We start from the raw sequence: 22,417 nt of genomic DNA, 5'->3' as shown, positions 1-22,417 counted from the left end.
ATAAAGACACTGGTGTAATTGATAGTGCGATTAGTAACTCTTCCACCGGTGCTATTAAGATTGTTAATGATAATGTTCTGGGCGGTTCCATTACGAACACTGGTGATGCGAGCACTTCTGCTGCTAATAATATTGATATTACCAATAACAAAAATCTTACTGGTACGGTTATTAATAATGGCAAAGGTAGTATCCATGTTCAGAATACTAAAGGTACTGGCTCAATCACCGGTAATATCAATAATGGTGGTTCCGGTAGCATTACTTTAGATAATGAAGGTAATTCCAGCAGTAATCAGATTAACAATAACGGTACCGGTTCGATTACTATCAATAATAAAGACACTGGTGTAATTGATAGTAATATCAGCAACTCTGCCTCTGGTGCTATTAAGATTGTTAATGATAATGTTCTGGGCGGTACCATTACTAATACTGGTGATGCGAGCACTTCTGCTGCTAATAATATTGATATTACCAATAATAAAAATCTTACTGGTACGGTTACTAATAATGGCAAAGGTAGTATCCATGTTCAGAATACTAAAGGTACTGGCTCAATCACCGGTAATATCAATAATGGTGGTTCCGGTAGCATTACTTTAGATAATGAAGGTAATTCCAGCAGTAATAAGATTAACAATACCGATACCGGTTTGATTACTATCAATAATAAAGACACTGGTGTAATTGATAGTGCGATTAGTAACTCTTCCACCGGTGCTATTAAGATTGTTAATGATAATGTTCTGGGCGGTACCATTACGAACACTGGTGATGCGAGCACTTCTGCTGCTAATAATATTGATATTACCAATAATAAAAATCTTACTGGTACGGTTACTAATAATGGCAAAGGTAGTATCCATGTTCAGAATACTAAAGGTACTGGCTCAATCACCGGTAATATCAATAATGGTGGTTCCGGTAGCATTACTTTAGATAATGAAGGTAATTCCAGCAGTAATCAGATTAACAATAACGGTACCGGTTCGATTACTATCAATAATAAAGACACTGGTGTAATTGATAGTAATATCAGCAACTCTGCCTCTGGTGCTATTAAGATTGTTAATAATAATGTTCTGGGCGGTACCATTACTAATACTGGTGATGCGAGCACTTCTGCTGCTAATAATATTGATATTACCAATAATAAAAATCTTACTGGTACGGTTACTAATAATGGCAAAGGTAGTATCCATGTTCAGAATACTAAAGGTACTGGCTCAATCACCGGTAATATCAATAATGGTAATTCCGGTAGCATTACTTTAGATAATGAAGGTAATTCCAGCAGTAATCAGATTAACAATAACGGTACCGGTTCGATTACTATCAATAATAAAGACACTGGTGTAATTGATAGTGCGATTAGTAACTCTTCCACCGGTGCTATTAAGATTGTTAATAACAATATCTTAAGCGGATCCATTACGAATACTGGGGCTAAAGGGCTTTCTGATACTAATAATATTAATATTATTAATAACAGAAAAATTACCGGTAATATCACTAACCAAGGAACGGGTAGTATTGAGGTTACCAATAGTACTGATGGTGAGCTAGATGGTGATATCTCTAATGAAAGTTCCGGAATGATTTCTCTGATAAACAACGGAAATATTGATAACAATGCTACAGGAGTCAGCAGCAGTACCGGAAAAATTAACAATTTGAATAACGGCACTTTAAAGATTACCAATAACAATACTATGAGCAGAGCATTTGATAATAATGGTACCGGTACGCTTATAGTAGAAAATAATGGTCAAATGAATGGAAATAAGATTACTAACAATGATGAAGGTACTATAGAAATTCATAATAATCTGAAGGGTCATCTTGATAGCGAAATTACGAATAACAAAAAAGGTAATATCCAAATTACAAACGATGATGTTTTGGGTGGTTTAATAGCTAATTTGGGTGAACGCAAAGGATCAGATGAAAATAATATTGAGATTATCAATAGAAAGACACTAACAAGTACTGTCCGTAACGATGCTTCAGGGGCAATCAAAATCACCAATGAAAGCTCAGGTAATCTCAGCAGTAATATTATTAATAACCGCTCTGGTAAGATCAGTTTTATCAACCAGGGGGTAAGCTCTCCTGCACAGATTACCAATTCTGGAACTGGTGAAGTTTCGGTCATCAATAATCATATACTTCGAACAGATGTAACTAATGATGAAACTAGTTCCGGTTTGATATCATTTAGTAATACAGCTGATTTTGATGGTAATCTTGTCAATGCCAATACTGGTTCAATTATAGGCGTAAACACTGGAAACTTTACCGGTACCACCAGTAATTCAGGTTTCACCAAGAACGGAAAAATTGATCTTGATAACCAGGGTATTTGGACAAATACCGGCAATTCTGTGCTAACCAATCTGACAAACAGCAAAGGAACGATTAAATTTCCAGAGATTCCTTCAGTAGATGCTGCTGATAAAGATAAATACCATAGCATAACAGTAAAAGGTGACTATACGGGTGGTGGTCAGATGTACGTTAATACGTTCTGGAATAAGGATGGCACCACTTACAGTGACCGTGTAGACATTGCTGGAAATGTAATCGGGAATAAACCGACAACAGTACATACAGCCAATAAAAATGGAATCTATGGTGATGTAACGCAGAAAGAAATACCTATCCATTCTGCTGTCGTTGTACACGTAGACGGACAAACAACAGGAAGTGACTTTACAGGTAAAGCTCCAACTACAAATGCCGGTGAAGCACAGCTTGAAAAAATCAACACCACCCGTGCGGATGGCTCAGCAGGAACAGATTATGCATGGACTTTAAAAGCTAAGGGCAAAACTGGTCCAGACAAACCCAATCCACCTGAAGTACCCATTTATGCAGAACCGGTATCAGGCTATGTACAAATGCCTACAGCAGATATGGAACTAGGCTTTACAACGATCGGTACATTGCATGAACGTCGTAGTGAAAATCAAACTTACAATATCAACGGTACCAATAATACGGCTCTAGGTGAAGACCAACAGCAAACTTGGGCCAGAGTAGTTGTAAAACATCTGGATAAAGATGGTAAGAAACGTTTGGATACAGCCGGAAATCAGTCTGTTCTTCAAATTGGTCACGATTTTATATTGGATGAAAACGATAAAAATGGTACACGCCGACATGTAGGTGGCTATGTAGCTTATGGTCATAATGAAAATGACTTCCGAGATCAATATCGCGCAGAAAACGGTAGAGTTGTAGATGACCACTACAATGGTAAAGGCCGTACGGATGCAGTAAGTGTTGGTGGCTATGGTACATTCTACGGTATTAATGGTGGCTATGTAGATCTTGTAGGCCAGGTAACTTATCTACGTAATAAATATAGTGCACGCTCTAATGAGTCCGAGCATCAAAATGGCTGGGGTGCAGCATTATCCGCTGAAACTGGAAAATCCTTTATTGTTTATGGTAACAACTGGTTTATCGAACCACAGGCTCAGTTGGTTTATCAGTATTTGTCTCTGGATGATTTTAATGACCGTATTCGCCATGTTGATCAGCACGACCCATCTGCATTGCGCGGTCGTGTAGGTATGCGCTTTGGCTATAACGGTGATGTAACGGATAATTTACCACCTTCATCATTCTATGGCGTTGCGAATATCTGGCATGATTTTGTTAATCCAAAATCTGTTGATATTGGCCGCGATAGCTTGAAAGAAGAATATGCTAAAACCTGGGGAGAGCTCGGTTTGGGTATTCAACTGCCAATTACCAAACAGAGTGATTTTTACGGAGATGTACGTTACGAGAAAAACTTTGGTAGCGACAAACGTAAAGGTTTCAAGGGCACAATGGGTTATAAATATACTTGGTTATAAACCTGTAATTGCAAAATTGACAGTATGATGCAATAAGAGGTTCGCAACAGGACAAAACTGCAAAAGGTTTTGTCCTGTTTTTTTAATTTCAGAAAAAATTTTGGCAGAATAGCTTGACCTTACCTACACGTAAAGGTTTAAGCTATTTATTTTTATAGAGGAATTATCATGAACAGACGTGATTTTCTCAGATATTCCACATTATTAGGAGCAGCAGCCGGCCTGCCATGGCCGGCTTTTGCCAAGGGAAATGCAGCCTTACCGAAGCTGATAATCCCGCCTTTGCTGGACACTGCCAAACAAACTAAAATTCAACTTACGGTACAGCAAGGCCAAAGCCAGTTTGGCAAAAATCTGATTACCACATGGGGCTACAATGGTGCTTTACTCGGCCCTGTAATTCGCTTGTACCGAAACAAACCTGTGCAGATTACAGTACATAACCGTCTTAACGAAGCCACTACAGTACACTGGCATGGAATGGAAATATCAGGTATCGCTGATGGTGGGCCACAAGCAAGCATTGAAGCCGGACAAACACGGCAAATCAACCTTACTTCAATACAACAGGCTGCAACCTGCTGGTATCATCCGCATCCGCATATGCATTCTGGAAAACAAGTAGCCATGGGGCTGGCCGGTATGCTTTTGCTAGAAGATGCCAACAGCACCAGCTTGCCATTACCTAAAAACTGGGGAATAGATGATATTCCGCTGATAATTCAGGATAAAAAATTTGATGAGAATGGGCAGATTGATTATCAGCTTAATGTACTAAGTGCTGCTGTGGGCTGGTTTGGCGATACTCTGCTGTGTAATGGGCAGCTGTATCCTCAACATTATGCGCCACGTGGCTGGCTACGACTGCGTCTGCTCAACGGCTGTAACGCCAGAAGCCTGAATCTGGCATGCAGTGATAACCGGTCGATGTATGTTATTGCCAGTGATGGAGGCTTTCTGCCTGAACCGGTAGCAGTGCAGAATCTGTACATGTTGCCGGCTGAACGTTTTGAAGTACTGATTGATACAAGCAACGCACAGGCATTTGACCTACTGACATTGCCAGTAAAGCAAATGGGTATGAATCTTGCTCCCTTTGATCAACCCTACCCAATTATCCAAGTGGCCACCGTATCTACTCGAAACAACGCCAGTTTGCCGGAACAGCTTAACAATAAACTACCTGCCATCCCTTCTGTAGCTCTTCTAACTAATAGACAATTTAAATTGTCTATGGATTCACAGCTGGACACTCTGGGCATGCAGGCTTTACAGCAACTTTCCGGCGACTCATCCATGCATCACATGCCTGCAAATCACGGACATATGGCTGTGATGCATCATAATATGCAGGCAAACATGGCTGATTTAGATTTGATGCATGCAAATCGGATTAACGGACAGACTTTTGATATCCACAAACCAGCCTTTAAAGCTAATAAAGGACAGTATGAATGCTGGGAAATATCCGGTGTAGGCGATATGATGCTACACCCCTTCCATATACACGGTACTCAATTCAGGATCTTAAGTGAAAACGGTAAAATTCCGCCAGCTCATCGTGCAGGGTGGAAAGATATAGTCAGTGTAGAAGGTGCTGTAAGCAAAGTATTGGTCAAATTCAACCACCCTGCTCCATCTAGTTTTCCCTACATGGCACATTGTCATATACTCGAACATGAGGATACTGGCATGATGCTAAGTTTTAGAGTATGAATCAAATAATAAGTTCAAAAAATGGAACAATTTGTACTAAATTAGAAACGAAAGAACACAGCTGATAAATATTATTATCATATCTTCGCTACTCAGTTGCACATACGAGAATAGATTTATTACTGCTGCGATTTTTTTCAAACAAGGTTTGTTGAATACTCCCGGAAAGCTGCAGGCAATCCTAAACAATCTTTATTTGGCTAGAATAGAAATATCCCTCAAAACAGCAAATTTTGAGGGATAAATAATAAAAAACAGTTATTGTGGTGCACTGGTGCGAATTAGATAATCAAAAGCACTTAAAGCTGCTTTTGCCCCCTCACCGGCAGCAATAATAATTTGTTTATAAGGTACATTAGTGCAATCACCGGCAGCAAAGACACCGGGTACGCTCGTTTTACCATAGCGGTCAATTGCAATTTCATGCATTGGTTCAGTTAACTCAACGGTACCCTGCAAAAAGCTGGTATTGGGCAGCAGACCAATCTGAACAAAAATACCCTCTAAAGCAAGATGATGAGCTGTATTGGTAGTTCTGTCCTGATAATTCAAACCATTAACCTTACCTTCAGCACCGGTAACTTCAGTTGTCTGGGCATTTAAGATAACTTTTACATTGGGCAAACTGTTTAGTTTATGCTGCAAAACTTCATCTGCACGCATTTTATCGGAAAATTCGAGCAAGGTGACGCTCTTCACCACACCAGCCAGATCAATGGCAGCTTCTACTCCGGAATTACCACCGCCTATTACAGCTACATCTTTACCCTTAAATAACGGGCCATCGCAATGCGGACAATAGGTAACACCTTTAGTCCGGTACTCCTGTTCACCCGGTACATTCATCGAACGCCAGTGAGCACCTGTAGAAAGAATTACTGTACGAGATTTCAGTACAGCACCATTTTCGGTATGTACTTCAATCAGGCCACCTTCAGTTTTAGCCGGTACCAGTGCACTGACTTTTTGCAGATTCATAATATCGACATCATAACTGCGGACATGGCTTTCCAGATCACGAGCAAACCGCGGACCATCTGTTGTCAATACCGAAATATAATTTTCAATCTCAAGCGTATCCAGTACCTGCCCACCAAAACGTTCTGCCACTATTCCTGTACGGATACCCTTACGTGCAGCATATACTCCAGCTGCTGCACCCGCTGGTCCTCCACCAACAATCAACACATCAAAGGGTGCCTTGGCATTCAATTCATCTACAACATCACTGGCGGCATTGCTATCCAGTTTAGCTACTATTTCAGCAAGCTCCATCCGCCCCTGACCAAACGACTCGCCATTCAGAAAAACAGCCGGCACACCCATAATCTGTTTGGCTTCAATTTCATCCTGAAACAGAGCTCCGTCAATTGCTGTATGCGTGATATTCGGATTAAGAATAGTCATCAGATTCAGCGCCTGAATTACATCCGGACAATTATGACATGTAATTGAATAATAAGTTTCAAAGTGATAGTTGCCTTGCAGATTTTTAATCTGCTGCTGCAAAGATTCTGCTTCTTTAGAAGGATGTCCGCCTACCTGTAATAAGGCCAGCACCAGTGAACTAAACTCATGCCCCATCGGGTTACCGGCAAATATCAGTCCGGTATGTGTACCCAGATTGGTAATTTCAAAACTGGGCTTACGTTCAGACTCACCATCAGTGCGTAAGGTAACTTTATCACTAAGTGCTTCAACATCTTGTAACAGTGCCAGCATGTCGCGAGCACCTGCACTTTCATCCAGAGTTGCTATGATTTCAACCGGTCTGGTTACATATTCTAAATAAGCTTTTAATTGGCTTTTCAGGGTGTCGTCTAACATATTACTGCTCCATTACATTAAAAATAACAATCGATATTCTATTTTTGATAGCCTGTATATTTATTTTACTAAAAAGCCCAGATACCGCAGCCGGTATCCGGACTGAATGGCTGCTAATTAACAGCAGATAAGATGTGTGTGTTTAAGTGCTTAAATTTTACCAACCAGTTCCAAAGAAGGAGCCAGTGTTTTATCGCCTTCTTTCCATTTAGCCGGACATACTTCACCCGGATGAGATGCTACATATTGAGCAGCTTTAACTTTACGTACCAAATCAGATGCTTCACGTCCGATACCTTCAGCAGTTACTTCCACACTCTGAATGATACCTTGAGGGTCTACCAAGAAAGTAGCACGGTCAGCAGAACCTTGACCTTCGCGCATTACACCAAAATTGGTAGCCAGCGTACCATTACGGTCGCCCAGCATAAAATATTTGATTTTAGCAATAGTATCAGAAGTATCATGCCAAGCTTTATGAGTGAAATGTGTATCAGTAGATACAGAGTAAACTTCCACACCCATTTTCTGCAATTCATCATAATGATCGGCTAGATCACCTAATTCAGTAGGGCAAACAAAAGTAAAGTCAGCTGGGTAGAAAAAGAAAACAGACCATTTACCTTTCACATCAGCTTCACTGATATCAACAAATTTACCATTATGAAAAGCAGTGGTATTAAAAGGTTTAATTTCAGTATTTACATTAGCAACCATAAGTATCTCCTTAAAAAAGGTTGAATTAATTTATGAACGTATAGTACACAAAATTCTTCAATAAATATAATCAAATGATTTTATGTAAGTGATAGTTTTTTTTATTTATAAAAATCATATATTTGATTTTTTAACCCCTGACAATTATCAAAAAGCATTGAGAAAATGATTATTTAATCCATTCTACTGAGCAGATAATGGAAACTGAAACTAAGACGACTTTTGAACTCATTGTTTTTCTGAGTATTTCATTCACAATTAAAACCAGACTATAATAATTAATCAAGCCTATATATTTGATTACATATTGAAATATAGGTATTGGTTTAGATCAGTACGAGACAGACTTGACTGTACATCCTATCCAGTCATATGCCGGGGCTGAAACCTATGAAAAGTCATATTCTGCAATTAGCCTTATTCCTAGTAGTTTTAGTGTGGTCTGGCTATCAGCCACATGACTATCCCACTTGGGGGCTAGAAGTATTTCCGGCTTTGATAGGTGTTACAATACTTATATGTACCTATTCCCGTTTCCGCTTCAGTGAATTGATGTACTGGGTCGTACTGATTCATGCATTAATTTTATTGATCGGAGGTCATTACACCTATGCACAGGAACCAGTATTTAATTACCTGCGCAGCTTGCTTGGCTGGTCACGAAATAATTACGATAAATTAGGCCATTTTTTTCAGGGTTTCTCGCCAGCCATTATCGCCAGCGAATTACTCTGGGGCTTACACATCGTACGCCAACGTAGTTGGGTAGTCTTTCTAAGTGGCTGTGTATGTATGGCTATCAGTGCCATTTATGAGCTATTCGAATGGATGGTAGCAGAAATCAGTAATCAGGAAGCTGTCGCTTTTCTGGGTACACAAGGCGATGTATGGGATACTCAGAAAGATATGCTATGGTGTCTAATCGGCGCCAGCAGCATGCTGATTTATCTCTACTTCAGTAAACGTCATTTACAGCCAGAGAACGAAGAAAAAACCTTTCACTCCATGCATCAAAGTAAATAATGTTTATTTATCCTAAAATAGTTTATGCCCTATTTTGTTCAAATAAGAGTACAGAAGCAATATCCACTAATCAAAAAAGAGTCAAATATTAACTGATGCACTTTTTTCCAGCTTGATTTTGATTTCTTTGATATCTTCTTCAAAAATCATAATCACACCCAGATAAGCCATACCAAACATCATTGCTGTGATAAATGAACTGGCTATAGCCATAACATTCATCCACACCAAACCCAAAGCAAAAACGATAAAGCATAAAGTAAAAATAGCATTGAAATAAAATTTTACCCGTTTAAATTTTTGTTCTTTATGCGTCAGCTGTTCACTTAAATCCTTACCAACTGCAGCAGATTCAGTAGTTTGGTTCATAAGTTCAAACTCCAGTACATGTAAAGCAGAGGAAATTAATTGTAAAGTTTAATTACTTAATGGTATTTATTCTAACCTATATTACTTTTACAATGAAGTATCATTCATTTAAATATGATTTTAAAAACAGGAAATAATATAAATTTTAATTCCTCATACTGATAATTAAAATTTGTAGTGAAAACAACCTATAAAAAAACTAGTTGCTTGAAATCAAAATGTTTAGTATTAATTGATTTGATTGTGATTGTAAAAAATTTATTAAAAATAAATTTATTTCCGATTACTTAAATATTTTTGAGTAATTAGAGTGTAACACTTGCTGAAAAAAACATTTGAATATAAAAATCAAAAAAGGCTGAAATTAATCCATTTCAGCCTTTTGCATCTGATAGTCTCAAAAATTAGTAAATAAATTCATTTATTTGACAATTTTTAGCCCTTTTTTCCCGCCAGACTGATTACTTTCAGCAGCCGGATTTTTTTCGGAGCTATTTTCCGTATCAAAAGTCTCTTCGGATGTAGAAATCGATGCTTTTTCATCAGTAAGCGGCTCTAATTCGAAACCCATTCCCTCACCAGTTTCCCGAGCAAACAGACTAATAACATGTCCAACTGGAATCCAGATATCATGTGATATACCGTTGAAACGAGCTGCAAAGCTTACCCACTCATTATCAATATTCAGATTATGCGCTGCCACAGCACCAATATTGAGCACAATCTCATTATCTCGAACATACTGAAGAGGGACTTGGGTTTTATCATTTACCCATGCAACAATGTGCGGTGTATAACCACTGTCCAGCGCCCACTCATACAGAGCGCGTAGAATGTAAGGTTTAGTACTCAGTTTGCTCATTGTGTTCTCCCTTTATCAAGAATGCTTAACGACGCATGGCCTTTTCTGCCGGTGTTAATGCATCAATGAAGGCTTCACGTTGGAAAATACGTTCTGCATATTTCAGCAAAGGTGCTGCCGATTTTGGCAACTTAATGTCATAGTGATCCAAGCGCCATAACAACGGCGCCAGTGCCACATCAATCATGGAAAAATCATCACCAATAATGTATTTATTCTTGCTAAATGCCGGTGCCAGCATAGTTAGCCCCTGTGTAATGGCTTCGCGGGCTTTATTCATTTCTTTATTACTGGATTCTGGATTTTCCAATACCAGTACATGGCTGAACAGTTCCTTTTCTAGCCGATACAAAACCAGACGGCCGCGGCCACGCATAACCGGATCTGCCGGCATCAGCTGCGGATGAGGAAAGCGTTCATCAATGTATTCATTAATAATATTGGATTCATACAGAATCAGGTCACGCTCCACTAGCACGGGTACCTGATTATATGGGTTCATCACAGCCAAATCTTCAGGCTTATTGTAAACGTCTACATCTTTTATTTCAAAATCCATGCCCTTTTCATACAGGACAAAGCTGCAACGCTGACTAAACGGGCAGGTAATACCCGCATATAATGTCATCATGATTAATTTCCCAGAATTACCGTATAATATCAATACAGTGTGGTGTCAAAAAAATTATCTAATTATAGACAAATGACTCTATTTTTACCAGAAAAATAGCTTAAGTTTATGTTTATTAAAATTTTTTCTAAAAAAACTTACTTCTGTACAACCATAGCAACTATGCAGGATTGGGTTCATCAAAAAACTGTTGGTGGATGTTAAACTGTGCTGCCACAGCCTGCGCCAGAGCCTGAATACCATAGCGTTCAGTTGCATGATGCCCGGCAGCGATAAACACAACACCGCACTCCTGTGCCAGATGGTATTGGGGTTCGGATACTTCACCGGTGATAAAAGCATCTACTCCTGTATCAATGGCCTGCTGAAAAAAACTTTGACCCCCACCAGTGCACCAGCCCAGTTTACGAATCTGCTGTTGTGGCCTGGTACTTAACAGCAACGGTTTTCGACCAAGATTTTGTGCCAGCTGCTCAGCAAGCTCTACCGGAGTTTGTGGATGAGTCAGAGTGCCGAATTGCAGCAGGTTCTGTTCCCCACCACATCCGTCAAGCTGCCAACCCAAACGTAACCCCAACTGCACATTATTACCCCATCGTTGGTGTGCATCCAGTGGCAAATGATAGCCAGCAAGATTAATATCATGGCATAACAGCGTCTGAATGCGACGTTTTTTCCAGCCGGTAATAACCGCATTTTCGTTTTTCCAAAACATACCATGATGTACCAGTAGCATATCTGCTTGCTGAGCGACAGCAAAATCAATCGCAGCCTGACTGGCAGTGACTGCACAGACGATCCTATTCACCTCATTCTTGCCCTCTATCTGCAGTCCATTGGGGCAAAAATCACGAAACTGGTTTATATCAAGCTGCGTAGCACACCATTCTAAAATCTCATTTCGATTGGCCATGAATTACCTTATATCAATATGAATACGACTTTTTCTTAATTATATATACTAGATTAAACAATTGATTGAATTAAAACCTAATAGCGCTGGCTATATTGTTCATTTTATAAATTGTACAAACAAATTTCATGTATTAATTTTAAAATCATGTTTCGAATAACTATTAAATAAATTTCAATACATTGATCTACAAATACAATTTAAAAAATTATTGTTTAAAAGGAAATGTAATGGGGTGCATAAATTTTATTTACTTAATAAGCTAAATAATAGCAGTAGCACAGTGCGAAAAAAAATCCTACTGAATAAACTTACTATGACAGATACCACAACAATTACTATCTACACCTTTTAAAAAGTTACAAAAAACTTGCTCTTATTTTGCCTCAATGTTTTTAAGGAAAAACTATTGATTTTAATTTTTGAGTTTTTTATAAAACAAACATATTAGGAAAGTTCGGATTAAACTAGTATGTAAATACATCTAAAAGCGTATTTATAATTAAAAGAAAACACACTGAACACTGTAATCATTTCCTGCTGCAAATCTGGTAAAACAGTTGACCTGACAATAGTGTATAAGTCTACCGGTAATTTCGAAAATTCAAACTTGCATGTACAAGCCAATCTTATACATCATGCAGCATTGACAAAAGTATACATAAAAGCTTATTTCAATTAATACATACAAAGCTTTTTCTAGCATTTAAATGCTTTATATATTATGAAAGCTAATTTATTAATTGAACACAAAATAAATCAATATAAATTGGATATGTATAACTTATATTTAAAAAGCCATTAACTGTTATAAATACAGCTAATGGCCTTATTCTGTATAAAAAATTATCTGAAATTATGATTTATTTAACACGTTGATGCAGATTCTGAATACTGTACACTTGGGTATGAGACAACTGGCTGACACCTTCGCTCATGGCCAGTGCGCCTGCAATAGTAGTATACAGAGGCACGCGCATATTGAGTGCACTGCGGCGGATCGAGTGGCTGTCTTGGATGGATTGCATATCACTGCTAACAGTGTTTACTACCAGTGCAATTTCGCCATTTTTGATGGCATCGACTATATGCGGTCTGCCTTCAGTAACTTTATTAACTACCTGTACATTAATCCCATGTTGTGCCAGAAAAGCTGCAGTACCGCGCGTGGCACAAAGGCCATAGCCGAGTGACTGAAAATTAGTGGCTACCTGCACCACAGAGGGCTTGTCTTCATCCCGTACAGCTAAGAAAACTTTGCCGATGGCCGGCATACGTTCACCAGCACCAAGCTGTGCTTTTAGATAAGCTTCGGCAAAAGTTTCACCTACGCCCATCACTTCACCAGTTGAACGCATTTCTGGCCCCAGAATGGTATCGACACCGGGGAATTTAATGAATGGGAACACAGCTTCTTTAACTGCATAGAATTCTGGAATAATTTCCTGCGTGAAGCCCTGCTCTGCAAGTGATATGCCTGCCATAACCCGTGCACCGATTTTAGCCAGTGGTACGCTGGTGGCTTTGGATACAAAGGGTACGGTACGTGAAGCACGCGGGTTGACTTCTAGAACGTAGACAACATCATCCTGTACCGCAAATTGCACGTTCATCAGCCCAACAACTTTTAATTCTTTAGCCATAGCTGCTGTTTGGCGACGAATTTCATCCTGAATGGCAGGCGACAAAGAATATGGCGGAATGGAGCAGGCAGAATCACCACTATGTACGCCAGCCTGTTCTACGTGCTGCATAATGCCGCCAATTACCACCTGCTTCCCATCGCAGACACAATCTACGTCTACTTCGATGGCATGACTGAGGAAATAATCGAGTAATACCGGACTGTCGTTGGATACCTGCACAGCTTCGCGCATATAGGTTTGTAGTTCGTTAGCTGAATGTACCACCTGCATGGCACGGCCACCAAGTACGTAAGAAGGACGTACCACCAACGGATAACCAACTTCTTCTGCTAGCTGCAATGCTTCGCCTTCAGTACGTGCGGTACGGTTTTCCGGCTGACGCAATTTCAAAGTATACAAAATCTTCTGGAAACGTTCTCTGTCTTCTGCTGCATCAATGGCATCTGCCGAAGTTCCGATAATGTTTACACCATTGGCTACTAGTTCATTCGCCAGTTTAAGGGGCGTTTGACCACCATAATGTACAATCAGGCCGTCTGGTTGCTCAGTATGGCAAATTTCGAGCACATCTTCGAGTGTGAGTGGTTCGAAATACAGACGATCGGAAGTATCGTAATCTGTAGACACAGTTTCAGGATTACAGTTAACCATGATGGTTTCAAAACCAGATTCACGCAAAGCCAAAGCGGCATGCACACAGCAATAATCAAATTCGATACCCTGCCCAATACGGTTTGGTCCACCACCCAGAATCATGATTTTTTTTCGCTGACTCGGCTCAGCCTCACACTCTTCTTCATAAGTGGAATACAGATAGGCAGTGTCGGTAGCAAATTCAGCTGCACAGGTATCAACACGTTTGTATACTGGATGGAGCTTCAGCTGATGCCGATGCTGTCGCACACTAGTTTCATCAGAACCCAACAACTGAGCCAGACGTTTATCTGAAAAACCTTTGCGCTTCAGCCTACGCAAGCCGGCGTAATCAATGTTATCAAGCTTCTGTCCAGATAGTTGCTGCTCTTCTGTAATTAAATCAGCAATTTGAGCCAGAAACCATGGATCAATAGCGCATATCTGCTGGATTTCGGTAAGAGAAAAACCGGCTCGGAAGGCGTCGGCGACATACAGAATACGTTCTGGCCCAGGATTAGCCAATTCACGCTGAATCACTGCCCTATCACTACTGCGGCTGGTAAAACCGCTCAAACCTACTTCTAGACCGCGTAAAGCTTTATGAATAGATTCCTGAAAAGTACGGCCGATGGCCATAACTTCACCTACTGATTTCATCTGAGTAGTCAGACGATCATCTGCTGTTGGAAATTTTTCAAAAGCAAAACGCGGCACTTTGGTCACAACATAATCAATTGCTGGCTCAAAGGAAGCAGGAGTTCGGCCGCCGGTGATGTCGTTCTGTAATTCATGCAGGGTATAGCCAACAGCTAATTTGGCAGCAATTTTGGCAATTGGGAAACCCGTGGCTTTAGAAGCGAGCGCTGATGAACGGCTAACACGCGGATTCATTTCAATCACTATCATCTCGCCATTATTCGGATTAATGGCAAACTGGACGTTAGAACCCCCTGTATCGACCCCTATTTCGCGTAATACAGCCAACGATGCATCACGCATAAGCTGATATTCTTTGTCGGTAAGAGTCTGTGCCGGCGCCACAGTAATAGAATCTCCGGTATGGACTCCGCATGGATCAAAGTTTTCAATCGAGCAAATGATGATGCAATTGTCGGCACGGTCGCGCACGACTTCCATCTCATACTCTTTCCACCCCAGTACGGACTGTTCGACCAACAGTTCATGTGTAGGTGAAGCATCGAAACCGCGTTCACAGATGCTGATAAATTCATCTTTGTTATAAGCGATACCGCCGCCGCTGCCACCCATAGTGAAAGATGGCCGAATGAGTGCTGGAAATCCCACTTGTGTTTGCGCGTCCAGTGCCTGCTCCATACTGTGGCAGATAAAGGATTTCGGTGTATTCAAACCGATTTTATTCATAGCCTCTTTGAAACGGCCACGGTCTTCTGCTTTATCGATCGCATCCTCTGAAGCACCAATCAACTCTACCTGATATTGTTTCAGGATTCCTTGGTGCGCTAAGTCTAGCGCACAGTTGAGTGCTGTTTGCCCACCCATGGTTGGCAAGATGGCATCCGGACGTTCTTTTTCGATAATTTTTGCGACCGTTTGCCACATAATGGGCTCTATATAAGTAACATCGGCCATGTCCGGATCGGTCATGATAGTGGCTGGATTGGAGTTCACAAGGATGACTTTATAGCCTTCTTCGCGTAATGCTTTGCATGCTTGTGCACCGGAATAGTCAAACTCACATGCCTGACCGATTACAATGGGGCCGGCACCAATAATAAGAATAGATTTTAGGTCTGTGCGCTTGGGCATATTGATACCTTTATCAATGATTATCTGTTTAATTTAGCAGTACGGCAGCATTTTTTACTGATAGAGTGCTTCAGTCTATGCTGGCCATCCATAATTTCAGTGCAAACGCCATAAATAACAGTCCGATGCTGGCTACTGCACCCGCAGCCAGTCGCTGATAATGACGAAACCATTTAACCAACGACAATCCGCTGAAAATAAGCATGCTCAGATAAGTCATACTGCATAGCTGCAGAATGATTGCCAGCAGCAGAAAGCTGATTGCAGGATAAGCGTAATGCGGGTCAACAAACTGGACAAAGAAAGCCAAAAAAAACAGTATGGCTTTCGGATTTAACAAGCTCAATAAAAGTGCATGCTGAAATACATAGCGTGCTGATGGCGAGGGTTCCGTACTGGTTGATTCATACAATGATTCTCTGAAAGCCGTGGCAGCCTGCCGACGGTAGTGCCATTGTCTGAGTGCCGAACGTAAAAGCTGACACCCCAAATAAAACAAATACACACCACCAACCAGCTTCAGCAACATAAACAAGACAGGAATGGTTTTAATGATGGACGCTGCACCGGTAGCTGAAAGCAGCATAAGCACGCTGTCGCCTAAAAATATACCGGCGACGGCACAATATGCTGTTCTCACGCCATATTTTCCAGCCATGGCCAAACAATACATTGAATTAGGACCAGGAAGCAAAATGATGGCAACAGCACCAACTATGTACGTTCCCAGCTCAGTAATACCAAACACGGGTGTTCCTGTCTATTTATACTAATTATCAATTTTGTAGCGAATAAAATTAAATTATTTGCTCTGTCTGGCTGTCTGCATGTGTTCGATAAAACGGTCAAATAAGTAGGAAACATCATGCGGTCCGGGGCTTGCTTCAGGATGCCCCTGAAAAGAAAACGCCGGCTGGTTAATCAGGCTGATGCCCTGTAGGGAACCATCAAACAATGATTTATGGGTGATGCGAACATTGTCCGGTAAGGTAGCAGCATCTACTTCGAAGCCATGGTTCTGGCTAGTAATCACTACACGCCCTGTATCCATATCCTGTACAGGATGGTTGGCACCATGATGACCAAAAGGCATTTTACGCGTCTGAGCACCCAGTGCCAGGCCAAGAAGCTGATGTCCCAAACAAATACCAAATAGCGGCAGTTTATGAACCAATATCTCTTGCACGGCATTGATAGCATAATCACAGGGCTCTGGGTCGCCGGGGCCATTAGAGAGAAATACACCATCCGGATTCAACGCCAGCACCTCTGCTGCCGGTGTGGTTGCAGGTACAACAGTTAATCGGCATCCACGTTCACTCAACATGCGCAGGATATTAGTTTTAACCCCAAAATCATAAGCAACTACATGAAACTTAGCTGCCGGCGGCTGTGTAAAACCCTGTCCAAGCTGCCATTCTCCCTGTGTAAATTCATACTGAGTAGTGCAGCTTACTTGTTGCGCTAAATCTTTACCTGCCATGCTGCCGAAAGTTCGTGCTAGCTCCAGTGCTTGGTCAATGCTGGTATCATTACCAGTTATAATACAGCCGGCTTGAGTACCTTGATCACGCAGCATACGAGTAAGACGACGTGTATCAATATCGGCAATTGCCACAGTGTTATGAAGTTTTAAATAATCAGCCAAACTTTCTTCAGCACGGAAATTACTGTGCAGAAGAGGTAAATCACGAACAATCAAACCAGCAGCATAAATTTGTTTGCTTTCTGTATCTTCACTGTTCACACCGGTATTACCAATATGCGGATAAGTAAGCGTTACCATCTGCTGAGTATAAGACGGGTCAGTGAGAATTTCCTGATAGCCAGTCATGCTGGTGTTGAAGACAACTTCACCAACTGCCTGCCCTGCTGCACCAATGCTGACACCATGAAATACGGAACCATCAGCCAACACCAAAATTGCGTTTGTAGTCATGGATGAGTCCTTTGGTTTAATCAGACTGTTGCCATAGCGACAGTCAGTTTTTATGGGTAATGAATTGTGCTTTCCTTTACCATTTGCAGGCAAAAAAAAACACGCCACTTCACGCAAAAATACGTGAGCTACGTGCTTGAATATGACAGCAGAATCTGCTTCTTACACTGCCATGAAAGCAATGCATTTTAGCTAATCCTTCCTGCTTTGGCAATGCAGGTATCAATAATAAAAGAGAAAATATTTATTAAGTTACCGGACAGCCCGAAAGCTGTCCTTTACACGAGTATCAAATCTTACAACAATTTGTCAGCGAACATGGTAATTCGGAGCTTCTTTGGTAATCTGTACATCATGTACATGCGATTCGCTCATACCAGCGGCGGTAATTTCCACAAATTCCGCTTTCTCATGCATATCATGAATAGTTTTACATCCTAGATAACCCATGCTTGAACGTAATCCACCTACCAATTGATGGATAATCTGGCTGATAGGCCCTTTATAAGGAACTCGCCCTTCTATACCTTCCGGCACATATTTGTCTGCACTGGATACATTATCTTGAAAATAGCGGTCAGAAGAACCCTGACTCATAGCACCCATTGAACCCATACCGCGGTAAGATTTATAAGAGCGTCCTTGATACAGCTCTATCTCACCAGGGGCTTCTTCAGTACCGGCAAACATACCACCAAGCATCACAGACGATGCTCCAGCAGCTAGAGCTTTGGCCAAATCACCAGAAAAACGGATACCACCATCAGCAATTAGCGGCACGCCCGTTCCGGCCAGCGCAGTGGCCACATTATGAATAGCAGTCAATTGCGGCACACCCACACCGGCTACAATGCGTGTGGTACAGATAGAACCGGGGCCGATACCTACTTTTACTGCATCCGCTCCTGCTGCCACGAGATCGCGTGCAGCGGCAGCGGTGGCAATATTACCACCGATAACATCTACTTCTGGATAATGCTCTTTTACCCAGCGTACACGCTCAATCACACCTTGGCTGTGTCCATGGGCAGTATCTACAACCAGTACATCAACACCAGCCTGTACCAGAGCTGCTACGCGCTCTTCTGTATCATGACCTACGCCTACAGCCGCACCGACACGCAAACGGCCTTCACTGTCTTTATTGGCATTAGGAAAAGCAGTATTTTTCAGAATATCTTTAACAGTAATCAGACCTTTTAATTCCCAGTCAGCATTAACCACCAGTACACGTTCGATTTTATGCGTATGCATTAGTTCACGTGCATCATTGATGCTGGTGGTTTCACTGACTGTAACCAGACGCTCACGCGGTGTCATGATGCTGGCTACTTTTTGTTGTAGATTGCGTTCAAAGCGCAAATCACGGTTGGTGACCAGTCCGACTACTTTACCGTTTTCCAATACCGGTAAACTAGATACTTTATATTTGCGACCAGGACCGATTAAATCTCCTATCAACGTGTCTGGACTGATAGTAACAGGGTCTTTAACCACGCCACTTTCATAACGTTTTACATTAGCAACAGCACGTGCCTGCCGTTCCGGGCTCATGTTTTTATGAATAATGCCAATTCCGCCTTCCTGTGCCATAGAAATAGCCAGTTTAGCTTCTGTTACCGTATCCATTGCCGCAGAAACAAGTGGCAGATTCAGGCTAATATGACGGGTAAGAGGGGTTTTAAGTATAACGTCGCGCGGCAGTACTTCAGAATGAGCAGGTACGAGTAGCACGTCGTCAAAAGTGTAAGCTTTTTCGACTATACGCATTTTAGGGCTTCTTTATTTGAAGAAAGAGGAAGATTCAGATGGAAGAACTGGCGTGCAATTCTAACAAATCCGCGACATACTGGCAAAATATACTTTTACACATTCTGTACAATCCGGTGTATTGGTAATCAAAAAGTTTTTTTATCGTATAATAGTCAAAACATATATTTTCAAACGCGAAGGAAAAGTAAACATGCGTCACAAAATACTGAAAATGTCACTGGCAGTAGCACTGATGGGCAGCACGATTATGGCAGGAGCGGTAGAAGTTTACACCTGGCGTGATAAGAAAGGCGTAAATGAATATTCAGACGCACCAGTACAACTGACTCCGTCCAAAACCCAGCGTTTTAATGTACGCACACAAGTTGCCACCCCGCTGGCTGCACCGCAGCCCAGCGCTCAGGCTGGTTCGGACACCCTAACTGAGCAACAAGCACAACTGAACCGCAAAATTGAAGAACAAAATAAAAAGACCGATGAACAGAATAAGAGAATTGAAGCACAAAATAAGAAAAACCGTGAATCTGCATGTAAAACAGCACAGATGAATCGCAAAATGGCCGACAGCCTACGTACCAATAACCGCGATGCGCTGATTCAGCGATATGATGAAGATGTGCGGCTGAATTGTAATTAATTTTTTACTCTTGACTATTTCACTCATCATCCATAAGTTGTGTATGCAGCTTATGGACTTTTTTTATGGCTGCACAGTTGCTAACCTGAATGAATCACCACCATGACCGATATTGCTGACACTTCATCCAGCTCTGAAGATAAAAATAAATTTGATATAGCCCTGTTTCTAAAAAACCTGCCATTGGTGCCGGGGGTATATCGCATGTTGGATATTCATGACAAAGTATTATATGTTGGTAAAGCAGTAAATTTGAAACGCCGCGTGAGCAGTTATTTTCAAAAAACCGACCTGTCACCGCGAATTCAGCTAATGGTAAAACAGGTAGCACGAATAGAGGTCACGGCTACTCATTCGGAAACCGAAGCATTGATACTGGAAAATAATTTTATCAAGGCTTTGTCTCCCAAATATAATATTTTATTCCGCGATGATAAAAGCTACCCCTACCTGATGCTTACCGGTCACCGTTTTCCGCAGATGGCTTATTATCGCGGTAATCTGAAAAAACCAAACCAATACTTTGGTCCCTATCCGAATGGCTACGCGGTCAGAAACAGTATCCAAACTTTGCAAAAGGTTTTCCGGCTGCGCACCTGCGAAGATAGCGTATTTGAACATCGTGACCGTGCTTGTCTTCTGTATCAAATCAAACGATGCTCCGGCCCCTGTGTCGGCCATATCAGTGCAGAAGACTACCAGAGTAGCGTTAAAGCTGCTGTTAGTTTTTTACAAGGCAAGACCCGAGAATTAACAGCCACACTACATGAAAAAATGCAGCAGGCTGCTCAGCAACTGGATTTTGAAACAGCGGCGCAAGTACGAGATCAAATTCAAGCATTAGGGCTGATGCAATCCCAGCAATTTATTGACAGCAAGCAAGCTAATCAGAATGATATTGATATACTTGCCCTATCTGAAGAAAACGATATTGTTTGTATCCATTGGGTAAGTATCCGCGGTGGCCGTCATGTTGGGGATAAAAATTTTTTCCCAGATACACGCTTCCGTGTCACTGAAAAGCTCAATCATTACGGTGAAGCTTTTGTGGCTCAACATTATTTAGGTAAAAACAAACCAGATATTATAATCAGTAACTTTCAATTACCTAAAAGTTTATGTGATGCACTGAATGCAGAAAACAGCCGGCAAATTCAGTTTATACATAATACTGTCGGAGAAAGACGTGTTTGGTTACAGATGGCAGAACGTAATGCACAAATGGCCATTGAACAATATCGGTTGCAACAACATAGCCAACAACACCGTATTGAAGCACTGGCACAATTACTGGATATGGATGCAGAAAGTCTGAATCGCATTGAATGTTTTGATATCAGCCATACACAGGGGGAAGCTACAATTGCATCTTGTGTAGTATATGAGGATGAGGCTATGCAGCCAGCTAAGTACCGCCGCTATAATATTACTACAGCAAAAGCCGGTGATGATTATGCAGCTATGCGAGAAGTATTAACCCGTCGCTATGGACGGCTGGCTGATAATGATGACAGCATTGGCGCTTGGCCAGATTTAGTATTGATTGATGGCGGTAAAGGTCAGGTACATATGGCTCTAGATGTGTGGCAGGAACTGGGTATTCATATTCCGATTGTTGGTATCGCCAAAGGTCCGGAACGCAAAGCCGGTCTGGAAGAACTTATCATTCCACATCAACAGCGCAATATCCGTGTGGAACCACATAATCCAGCACTTCATTTATTGCAGACAGTACGTGACGAGTCACATCGGTTTGCCATCACAGGCCATCGCCAGAAACGAGCCAAAGCCAGAGTTACTTCTTCACTAAACAATATTCCTGGTATCGGCAGCAAACGCAGACAAGCCCTTTTAACAAGGTTTGGTGGGTTGCGTGGCGTAGTAGCTGCAAGTGTGCATGACTTAAGCCAAACAGAAGGAATCAGTCAGGCACTGGCTGAAAAAATATATGCTGCCCTACATTAATATAAACATATAATTAGTATAGATTTAAATTACATAAATAATTAAGTACTTTTTAATTAACAGCCTAATATAAAATATTGCCAAACACAGAAATCATTACAGGTCA

The 22,417-nt window shown here is 41.2% G+C and carries 15 protein-coding genes; 5 read left to right on the top strand and 10 right to left on the bottom strand.

Features of this window, described 5'->3' with window-relative positions:
* Both J3U64_RS09345 and cueO read left to right on the top strand, forming a co-directional pair.
* Positions 1–3,869 (top strand): autotransporter outer membrane beta-barrel domain-containing protein (locus J3U64_RS09345; RefSeq protein WP_267409042.1); only part of this gene is annotated, 3,869 nt, incomplete at its 5' end.
* A 168-nt stretch (positions 3,870–4,037) separates the two neighbouring features.
* The gene (cueO, locus tag J3U64_RS09340; RefSeq protein WP_267409041.1) at positions 4,038–5,585 is read left to right on the top strand and encodes a multicopper oxidase CueO; all 1,548 of its coding nucleotides are present in this window, start codon (positions 4,038–4,040) and stop codon (positions 5,583–5,585) included.
* A gap of 258 nt (positions 5,586–5,843) precedes the next feature.
* Here the strand turns inward: cueO and ahpF are convergent, their stop codons facing one another.
* Both ahpF and ahpC read right to left on the bottom strand, forming a co-directional pair.
* Positions 5,844–7,412 carry an alkyl hydroperoxide reductase subunit F gene (gene ahpF / locus J3U64_RS09335; protein ID WP_267409040.1) on the bottom strand — a complete coding sequence of 523 codons (1,569 nt, stop codon included), beginning with the start codon at positions 7,410–7,412 and terminating at the stop codon, positions 5,844–5,846.
* Between the two features lie 150 nt (positions 7,413–7,562).
* Positions 7,563–8,129, bottom strand: a complete 567-nt coding sequence (ahpC, locus tag J3U64_RS09330; RefSeq protein ID WP_267409039.1) for an alkyl hydroperoxide reductase subunit C — start codon at positions 8,127–8,129, stop codon at positions 7,563–7,565.
* Between the two features lie 390 nt (positions 8,130–8,519).
* Between ahpC and J3U64_RS09325 the strand changes: the two genes are divergently transcribed.
* Positions 8,520–9,152: a DUF2238 domain-containing protein gene (locus tag J3U64_RS09325; RefSeq protein WP_267409038.1), complete on the top strand. Its 633-nt coding sequence runs from the start codon at positions 8,520–8,522 to the stop codon at positions 9,150–9,152.
* 81 nt (positions 9,153–9,233) lie between these two features.
* Here the strand turns inward: J3U64_RS09325 and J3U64_RS09320 are convergent, their stop codons facing one another.
* The 8 genes from J3U64_RS09320 to guaB all read right to left on the bottom strand — a co-directional run bounded on the left by J3U64_RS09320 (position 9,234) and on the right by guaB (position 19,706).
* A complete protein-coding gene (locus J3U64_RS09320) occupies positions 9,234–9,521 on the bottom strand; it encodes a hypothetical protein (protein ID WP_267409037.1) in 288 nt (95 codons plus the stop codon).
* Positions 9,522–9,942: 421 nt separating this feature from the next.
* A complete protein-coding gene (locus tag J3U64_RS09315) occupies positions 9,943–10,383 on the bottom strand; it encodes a ClpXP protease specificity-enhancing factor (protein WP_100151947.1) in 441 nt (146 codons plus the stop codon).
* 25 nt (positions 10,384–10,408) lie between these two features.
* A complete protein-coding gene (locus J3U64_RS09310) occupies positions 10,409–11,014 on the bottom strand; it encodes a glutathione S-transferase N-terminal domain-containing protein (protein WP_100141216.1) in 606 nt (201 codons plus the stop codon).
* 160 nt (positions 11,015–11,174) lie between these two features.
* Positions 11,175–11,927: a Nif3-like dinuclear metal center hexameric protein gene (locus J3U64_RS09305; protein WP_267409036.1), complete on the bottom strand. Its 753-nt coding sequence runs from the start codon at positions 11,925–11,927 to the stop codon at positions 11,175–11,177.
* Between the two features lie 863 nt (positions 11,928–12,790).
* Positions 12,791–15,997 carry a carbamoyl-phosphate synthase large subunit gene (gene carB, locus J3U64_RS09300; RefSeq protein WP_267409034.1) on the bottom strand — a complete coding sequence of 1,069 codons (3,207 nt, stop codon included), beginning with the start codon at positions 15,995–15,997 and terminating at the stop codon, positions 12,791–12,793.
* 70 nt (positions 15,998–16,067) lie between these two features.
* A complete protein-coding gene (gene leuE, locus J3U64_RS09295) occupies positions 16,068–16,745 on the bottom strand; it encodes a leucine efflux protein LeuE (RefSeq protein WP_267409032.1) in 678 nt (225 codons plus the stop codon).
* Between the two features lie 54 nt (positions 16,746–16,799).
* A complete protein-coding gene (carA, locus tag J3U64_RS09290) occupies positions 16,800–17,936 on the bottom strand; it encodes a glutamine-hydrolyzing carbamoyl-phosphate synthase small subunit (RefSeq protein WP_267409031.1) in 1,137 nt (378 codons plus the stop codon).
* Positions 17,937–18,245: 309 nt separating this feature from the next.
* Entirely contained in the window at positions 18,246–19,706 is a 1,461-nt protein-coding gene (guaB, locus tag J3U64_RS09285; protein WP_100141211.1) for an IMP dehydrogenase, read from the bottom strand.
* 193 nt (positions 19,707–19,899) lie between these two features.
* On the opposite strand from guaB, the gene J3U64_RS09280 reads away from it, so the two are divergent.
* Complete coding sequence (locus tag J3U64_RS09280) at positions 19,900–20,346, top strand: DUF4124 domain-containing protein (protein WP_267409030.1); 447 nt, start codon at positions 19,900–19,902, stop codon at positions 20,344–20,346.
* Positions 20,347–20,448: 102 nt separating this feature from the next.
* Positions 20,449–22,311: an excinuclease ABC subunit UvrC gene (uvrC, locus tag J3U64_RS09275; RefSeq protein WP_267409029.1), complete on the top strand. Its 1,863-nt coding sequence runs from the start codon at positions 20,449–20,451 to the stop codon at positions 22,309–22,311.
* The last annotated feature ends 106 nt before the right edge of the window (positions 22,312–22,417 follow it).

This window comes from Snodgrassella sp. B3800 (assembly GCF_026535865.1).
In the GTDB taxonomy this organism is placed as follows: Bacteria; Pseudomonadota; Gammaproteobacteria; order Burkholderiales; family Neisseriaceae; genus Snodgrassella; species Snodgrassella alvi_E.
This window is presented reverse-complemented; position numbering and strand designations above follow the sequence as displayed.

Bases quoted from the DNA above. Each gene is read 5' to 3' on its own strand.
- cueO (WP_267409041.1), top strand. From the start codon at position 4,038: ATGAACAGACGTGATTTTCTCAGATATTCCACATTATTAGGAGCAGCA.
- ahpF (WP_267409040.1), bottom strand. From the start codon at position 7,412: ATGTTAGACGACACCCTGAAAAGCCAATTAAAAGCTTATTTAGAATAT.
- ahpC (WP_267409039.1), bottom strand. From the start codon at position 8,129: ATGGTTGCTAATGTAAATACTGAAATTAAACCTTTTAATACCACTGCT.
- J3U64_RS09325 (WP_267409038.1), top strand. From the start codon at position 8,520: ATGAAAAGTCATATTCTGCAATTAGCCTTATTCCTAGTAGTTTTAGTG.
- J3U64_RS09320 (WP_267409037.1), bottom strand. From the start codon at position 9,521: ATGAACCAAACTACTGAATCTGCTGCAGTTGGTAAGGATTTAAGTGAA.
- J3U64_RS09315 (WP_100151947.1), bottom strand. From the start codon at position 10,383: ATGAGCAAACTGAGTACTAAACCTTACATTCTACGCGCTCTGTATGAG.
- J3U64_RS09310 (WP_100141216.1), bottom strand. From the start codon at position 11,014: ATGATGACATTATATGCGGGTATTACCTGCCCGTTTAGTCAGCGTTGC.
- J3U64_RS09305 (WP_267409036.1), bottom strand. From the start codon at position 11,927: ATGGCCAATCGAAATGAGATTTTAGAATGGTGTGCTACGCAGCTTGAT.
- carB (WP_267409034.1), bottom strand. From the start codon at position 15,997: ATGCCCAAGCGCACAGACCTAAAATCTATTCTTATTATTGGTGCCGGC.
- carA (WP_267409031.1), bottom strand. From the start codon at position 17,936: ATGACTACAAACGCAATTTTGGTGTTGGCTGATGGTTCCGTATTTCAT.
- guaB (WP_100141211.1), bottom strand. From the start codon at position 19,706: ATGCGTATAGTCGAAAAAGCTTACACTTTTGACGACGTGCTACTCGTA.
- J3U64_RS09280 (WP_267409030.1), top strand. From the start codon at position 19,900: ATGCGTCACAAAATACTGAAAATGTCACTGGCAGTAGCACTGATGGGC.
- uvrC (WP_267409029.1), top strand. From the start codon at position 20,449: ATGACCGATATTGCTGACACTTCATCCAGCTCTGAAGATAAAAATAAA.